Source organism: Eubacterium sp., from assembly GCF_057858645.1.
Genome location: NZ_DBLZZO010000006.1, coordinates 92,739 through 99,437, shown reverse-complemented (window position 1 = coordinate 99,437; position 6,699 = coordinate 92,739). Strand labels below are relative to the sequence as shown.

Annotated in this window: 4 protein-coding genes and 1 pseudogene; all 5 read right to left on the bottom strand. The window is 33.8% G+C overall.

Annotated features, from left to right (window positions below):
* Positions 1 to 1,363: pseudogene (locus ACZM4J_RS03610) on the bottom strand (hypothetical protein); the annotation flags it as partial.
* A gap of 103 nt (positions 1,364 to 1,466) precedes the next feature.
* On the bottom strand, positions 1,467 to 2,603 hold the full coding sequence (locus tag ACZM4J_RS03605) for a PT domain-containing protein (protein WP_489485630.1): 1,137 nt from the start codon (positions 2,601 to 2,603) through the stop codon (positions 1,467 to 1,469).
* 356 nt (positions 2,604 to 2,959) lie between these two features.
* Complete coding sequence (locus ACZM4J_RS03600) at positions 2,960 to 4,645, bottom strand: glycosyl hydrolase (RefSeq protein ID WP_412335076.1); 1,686 nt, start codon at positions 4,643 to 4,645, stop codon at positions 2,960 to 2,962.
* Between the two features lie 226 nt (positions 4,646 to 4,871).
* Entirely contained in the window at positions 4,872 to 5,501 is a 630-nt protein-coding gene (locus ACZM4J_RS03595) for a single-stranded DNA-binding protein (RefSeq protein WP_022166233.1), read from the bottom strand.
* 306 nt (positions 5,502 to 5,807) lie between these two features.
* A complete protein-coding gene (locus ACZM4J_RS03590; RefSeq protein ID WP_022166234.1) occupies positions 5,808 to 6,680 on the bottom strand; it encodes a hypothetical protein in 873 nt (290 codons plus the stop codon).
* Positions 6,681 to 6,699: the final 19 nt, after the last annotated feature.

The following is a 6,699-nucleotide window of genomic DNA, read 5'->3' as shown; positions in this document are numbered from 1 at the left end:
TGACCTTTACAGTTTTCTTAAGAACTCTACTGCTGTATACCTTCTGTCCAGCTGAGTCATAGTTATAACCCTTAACCTGAATGTATACTTTCTTCTTTGACTTTAACTTCTTAATTGTATATGTCTTAGCAGTTGTAGTCTTTGTCTTAGCTTTCTTCATCTTCTTATTGTTAGCATACTTAATTTCGTATCCTACACAATTCTTAATCTTTGTTAAAGCTAATTTAACCTTCTTCTTCTGTGCTGTAAATTTAACCTTTGCCTTTGCTGGCTTTGGAGTATTTACATATACACAGTTTAATACAGTGTTTCCTGTAATAGGTGTTGAAAGACTAAATGTGCTTCCGTTCTTTGTGAATTTTGAAAATGTCTTGCCCTTTACAGGGAATACATATGAAGATGTCTTTGCTCCTGCATTAACATATTTTGTATATGATTTTGAACCATATGTATATTTAACAGAATACTGTGTTCCTGCAGCAATCTTAAAGTCAGATACAGAGAAGTTTCCTGTCATAGCTAATTCATCAGGATATGAAACAACATATGAACCTAAAGCGAACTGAACTTTAACCTGTGAACCTGCATAATTTGAAGGAACAGTGAATTTAACTGTTACAGTCTGTGGATCTGTTACTTGTGAATCTGCAACAAAGAAACCTGCTGATGTACAGCCACTTGTTGTTGAAAATTCTAATCCATTATTGTTAGCCGGATTAATTACACTAACATTAATATGTTTTTTATAATTATTCTCCTGAATCTCGTTTCCCTTTTCATCTTTTTTAGGAATCTTATCTCCGTTAGAATCTAATACATATTTACCATTTGCATCTGTTTCGTAGATAGTCTTCTTTCCCTTTAAAGTGCTTGTGTATTTAAATGATAAAGTATATGAACGTCCTTTTTCTACATTCATTGCTGATGTAAACATTCTAAGTCCCCACTGGTTATCTCCAACTAATGAGCCATCACGTCCATTGTACTGACCATCCCAGCCTGTATTCTTTGCATAAAATCTTGCTGATGATGGTGTGCTTTCAGCTACCCAGCCTTCAGTTGCAAAGTCTGTTCCTGCGACCTGTCCATTTGGATATTTATCAGTATTAATATGTGTTAATGCATGATACCAGCAATATGGATGCTTTCTTGAACCATCTTCTCCTGCTACATGTCCACTATGTGAATCTAAGTTGCCATTAGCATCATAACTAATTACTGAAAAATAATCCCAACTAATATTTGAAGCAATGTTTGCTCCATTTGCAGCATGTCCAGCTGCCGGTACTACACCAGTCATCCCAACTATCATAGTTAATGAAAGTACTGCTGCAGAAATCTTCTTAAAAATATTTCTTCTCACGTCTAGTCCTCCCGACCTTTCTATTAAGTCTAGTTATAATTAGACAGTTACCCAATGCCTTAGCATTGGGTACTGTATTATACATCTAATTTAATTGTAACAATTATTTTTTAATTTTAACTTTCTTTGAAGCCCAAGCTGAAGCTTTGTACTTAGCCTTTGGTCCCTGAGCTGAAATCTTAATTGTTACTTTCTTTCCTTTTTTAAGCTTCTTAACTGTTAAAGATGTTTTCTTTGCTGTGTATGTTTTCTTTCCAACTTTTACCTTGTATGATGTAGCACCAGTTACTTTCTTCCAAGTAATCTTTAATGTGCCTTTCTTCTTGTTAACAGCCTTAATACCTTTAACCTTAGCAAGTTTCTTAACAGTAACCTTTGCTGTTGGTTTAACTGTTGGCTTCTGTGTTGGTTTAGCTGTTGGCTGTGTTGGGTTAACTGATGGCTGTGTTGGATTAACTGATGGCTGTGTTGGCTTTGTTTCAGGTTCTGTGAACTCTGGATTTACGCCCTTATCTGTAATTGTAAAATCACTTACTTCAACTGTACCATTCCAGTTAACTTCTTTTTCTGTGATGATATCTTTAACATCATTTCCTGCATAATCATACTGAGCATTGAAAGAACCTAACATAATAGCTGTTGTAATTTCTTTTGCTGATACCCAGTTTGTAAATGTAAATGTATATGTCTTATCTGTTGCTCCTAATGTTATAATCTGGTTTGTTGCATCGTCTGACATTTCAACTGGTGCCTTATCATATGGTAATAAACCTTCTGTTTCTGTATTAAATGCTACATATGCATATTTCTTCTTTGAAGCTTTTGCTTTGAAAGATACTGTGTAAATATGACCAGCTTTAGCTTCAATAGTGTTTGATGCTTCTACAGCCCATGGATTAATATCAACAGGATTATTACCCCATCCTGCGTCCCAACCAGTATTTTTAATATTCATTGTGAAACCAGTTGTTGCTTTGCTTGCTGACTGAATCTGCTTGTTATTCTTGTTTCTTTCCCAGTTAGAAAATTCTTCATCTCCTACCTTAACTGACTCGATATAACCTGTGTTATCTGGTTCTGCTGGGTTATACTGTCCTCCCTGAGTAAATGACCACTTTGTGTCTAATGTTGTTGCATTATCTGCCTTTACTGAACTTGCAAAGTTAACTCCCAATGCAAGTGTTGCGATTAAAGCTACAGATGTTGCACCTGCTACTACCTTATTGAAAACTTTTCTCATTTCCAATTCCTCCTTTAATAAATTTTAATTTAAATTTTCGCTTGAAATTTTTCAACCTCATTTCAATTAACGTCATTATATCATAAACGTTTTTATTTCTCAACACTTAATGTTAAATTTAACGAATAAAACTGTTTTTATCTATTAAATAATATGTAATATTGCATAACGCTTTTGGAGCTGAAACGTTTTTTATCATTTTTTTGGATAATTTTATCTTATTTTTAATTTTTATCAAAGTATTTTTAACCAATTAGAAAATATTATTTATATATTCTGCTTATTTATATCGAATTCATATAACATTATCATCAAAAAGAGCCAATCTCATTTCTAAGATCAGCTCTTTCCTAACTTTATTTTTTTATAACAACTTTCTTCGCCTTTGACCATTTACCATATACTTTACCGGCACATGCTCTTACTCTAAAGTAATATTTTTTCTTCTTCTTTAATTTTTTAACAGTGTATGTTAATTTCTTGGTATTTTTAATTTTTACTTTTTTAGTAAACTTACTATTCATTGCATATTGAACCTGATATGATTTTGCCTTTGAAACTTTTTTCCAAGTCAACTTGACAGATTTTTTCTTAACATTTTTGGCTGCTTTGATTTTAACCTGCTGTGGTGTGACTTTTTTTGTTGTTGTAGTTTTCTGTGTTGTAGGCTTCTGTGTTGTAGGTTTAACAGTTGTTGTTTCTTCAGTTGTTGTTTCAGGTACATATACAAACATCTCATCATCTGATATTGTTTGTGCATTATAACCTTCAGGATTTCCCTTTGAAGAATACATTCTACCAAGTTCTGTATAAGCACCGGATTCATAATCAAACATAGCTGTTCCACCTGATCCATTAAACGCATCTATATCATTTGTACTATCGATATCATATGGGAACCAACAGTATCTTTCCACATGTGGATTATTATCTAAAGCATCCATTGCATCTTCAAGATATTTCTGTATTTCTGCCCTTTTTTCAGGAAGCTCATAACTAAAGTCATAATCCGTTCCCTTCATTCCAAACAAAGACATCTCAGTTATCCAAATAGGTTTATGGTATGAATTCCAAAGTGTTTCCACTGCATCAATTAGTCCCTGCAAATTAATTGTGTTTCTATAATAATGTAAAACTACCGCATCAACACTGTCAGCTTCTCCACCTACCCAGGTTTTTGTAGCGTCATCTTCATAATCGTAATATAATCCCCAACTTCCGTCCCAAGGATTTTTGCAAATGTAATCACCATTCATAAATCTTCTAAGCCATACAGAATCTCCCCCCGGAGCTGCAGGTGCCGGTGAAACATTTCTCATATTAAGCGGTTTAATATAATCATTCCAAACACTTGAAGCTTCAAAGAATTCCATGTTTGCCTGACTTCCAATATCAGGTTCATTAAATCCTAAAATATAATTTGATGTTGTATTTAACTTCTTCATTGCTTCTTTGTTATCATCACCGCTTCCCCACATCATAGGAATGTGCTGAACGCCCTCATCTAATGATGTATTAAAAGCATCAGTTGACCAATTGTAATACCATGAGCAGTTAAGTTTACTTAGCTTAATCTTGTCACTCATATCGCCACCTAATGCGAGACCTTTTTTTGAAACATAAAATGTTCTCACTGATGTTAATTCAACATCGTCTTTTTTTGCCTTAACAGTAATTTCATGTTTGCTTACTGTTGTTGTATAAACTTCTGTCTTTCCTTCATCACTTGATGTAAAAGTTTTAGTTACAGAAGAATCTGTTTTCTGTTCGCCTAGTTCTTCTCTCACAATATTGTTACCGTTCCAGTAAACAGGATTTCCATCAAGATACACAGTGTATGTATAGCCTTCCATTGAATTATCAAATTCTACATCAATGTAACCGGCTCCTACAAGTTGTCCCTCACTTGGTACTTTAACTGCATTAGTTTTCCAAGAATCTTCTTTTTCATCAGCTTTTGTTTCTGTAGTATATGTAATACCACTAATCGCCAACGCTATTACAAGAACTAATGAAATTATGTTTCTAATTCTCTTTTTCATAATTCCTCCTTATTTGAATTAAAATCTTTTTATACAATTTTACTTCATGCATGTATAAAAGTCAAAACGTTTTTATCTATTATTCACAAAATGCACAAAATCAATGTATCTATATTTAACAACTATTCTATTTTTTCACCAGTATACTATACGGCATTTCGTTTTATACAATTTTCCTATCACGCAAAAAGCTGTTCTCAGAATCAAATCTAAGAACAGCTTTTTATTACTGGTCAATATATTCTAGTTTACTAACAGAAACTTCGTACGCAATATGCTTTTCACTTTCCTCTTCGTTAATTTTCTTAACGTACTCTCTACTTTGAACCCGTCCCCATATTTGAATGTGACCGCCCACTTCAAATGTAGAAGCATATCTTGCATTTCTCCCCCAGGCAATACATGGAATATAATCTGATTTTCCGTATGGCCGATTAACTGCAATTAATAAATCTGCAATTTCTCTTCCAAGTGGTGTTTTTCTGTAAATTGGTTCTTTACAGATATAACCATCTAAAAATATTTGATTAGTTTTTCCAGCTTCCAGGTTTTCTTCGACCTCTTCCCATTCTCTAACAAAAATTGATAACACTAACTTATTCTTAGTTCCTTCGTGACGATTATAAGATCTAAACTGTCCTGACACCTCAACTAATCTTCCTTTGTAGTCTTCGTTTACATCAACTAACCTTTCAGATACCATAAGTGGAATAATATCAGTTAATTCGCTTAATCTGTCAACCGATACATCTACTATGTAGAATCCTTCTCCAAAAACTTCGTGACTAAATCTGAAATCAGAAACAATCTCTCCTATAATACTCACTCTGTTGTTTTCAATTACTTTGTCAATCATTGTATTTCCCCCTTCACCATACTTTGGTTTATTAAATTTTTATCAATATAATTATATGCTATTTTTTCCTAAATATGTAAAAAATCGTTCGACTTCTATCGACCATTTACACACTACTGATTCCATATGCCATTTAATAACGTTTATTTGCCGTTATGCGCAATAAAAACTTTTATGTGGTTGTGCACAATAAATCCCATTTAATATTTATATGAGTTGTTAACATTATGACTTATGTCATTAAATTTAAAACAGATGTCAGAATCAAATCTGACATCTGCTTAATATGTATTATTCAGTTAAAAATTATTTAACCTTTACTTTCTTCTTAGCGCTGTATGCACCAGTTACTCCTGATGTCTTAGCTACTGCTGCTACCTGTACAGTTACTTTCTTCTTTGATTTAGCCTTAACTGTTACAGATGTCTTCTTTGTTTTTGTAACTTTGCTTCCAACCTTAACTTTGTAAGATTTTGCTCCGTTAATCTTTGCAAACTTAACTGTAACTTTGCCCTTCTTTGATGACTTAGCTGACTTAATCTTTGGTGTTTCAATTAAAGTAAACTTAGAAACCTTGATGTTTGTAGCTGCTGTGTAGTCACCGTTAGCATCGTTCTGTAATCCTATTTCTGCTGCCTGCTTGAAGTTTTTCTTGAATACATTGTATCTTGTTACAGCATCCGCATCAGTTGATACATCTCTTCTATCACCGACATCTCCGCCTAATCCAAAGTAAACTGAATTAGCATTTCCTGCTGCCTTGAAAGTCTTCTTAACCTTAACAGTCTTGTTAGCTGGCATCTTAACCCATGTTGAGTAAGCTAATTTTTCACCAGTTGAAACCTTAACATAAGCAAACTTTGTAAGGTTTGAAGCGCTTATGTCAAATGAAAGTGTGTAAGATTTTCCTTTTGTAACCTTAACATTCTTTGCATTGTCATTCCTAGAGCCATCGATATATACCTGTGCTCCCCAAACTCCGCCCCAGCCTACAGAATCAATTGATGCTGTAAATCCTGCTGCTGTGTTTGCTGTTAATTTTCCTTCTGCTCCTTCATACCAATCTGCGCTAGCTCCAAAGTAACTTCCCCAGTTTGCAGCGAAACATGTTGTTGCCATAGCTGCTGTCATTGTAAGAGCCATAGCTGTTGCTGCAACTTTCTTTGCCAATCTTCTCATGATTGTTCCTCCTTAAATA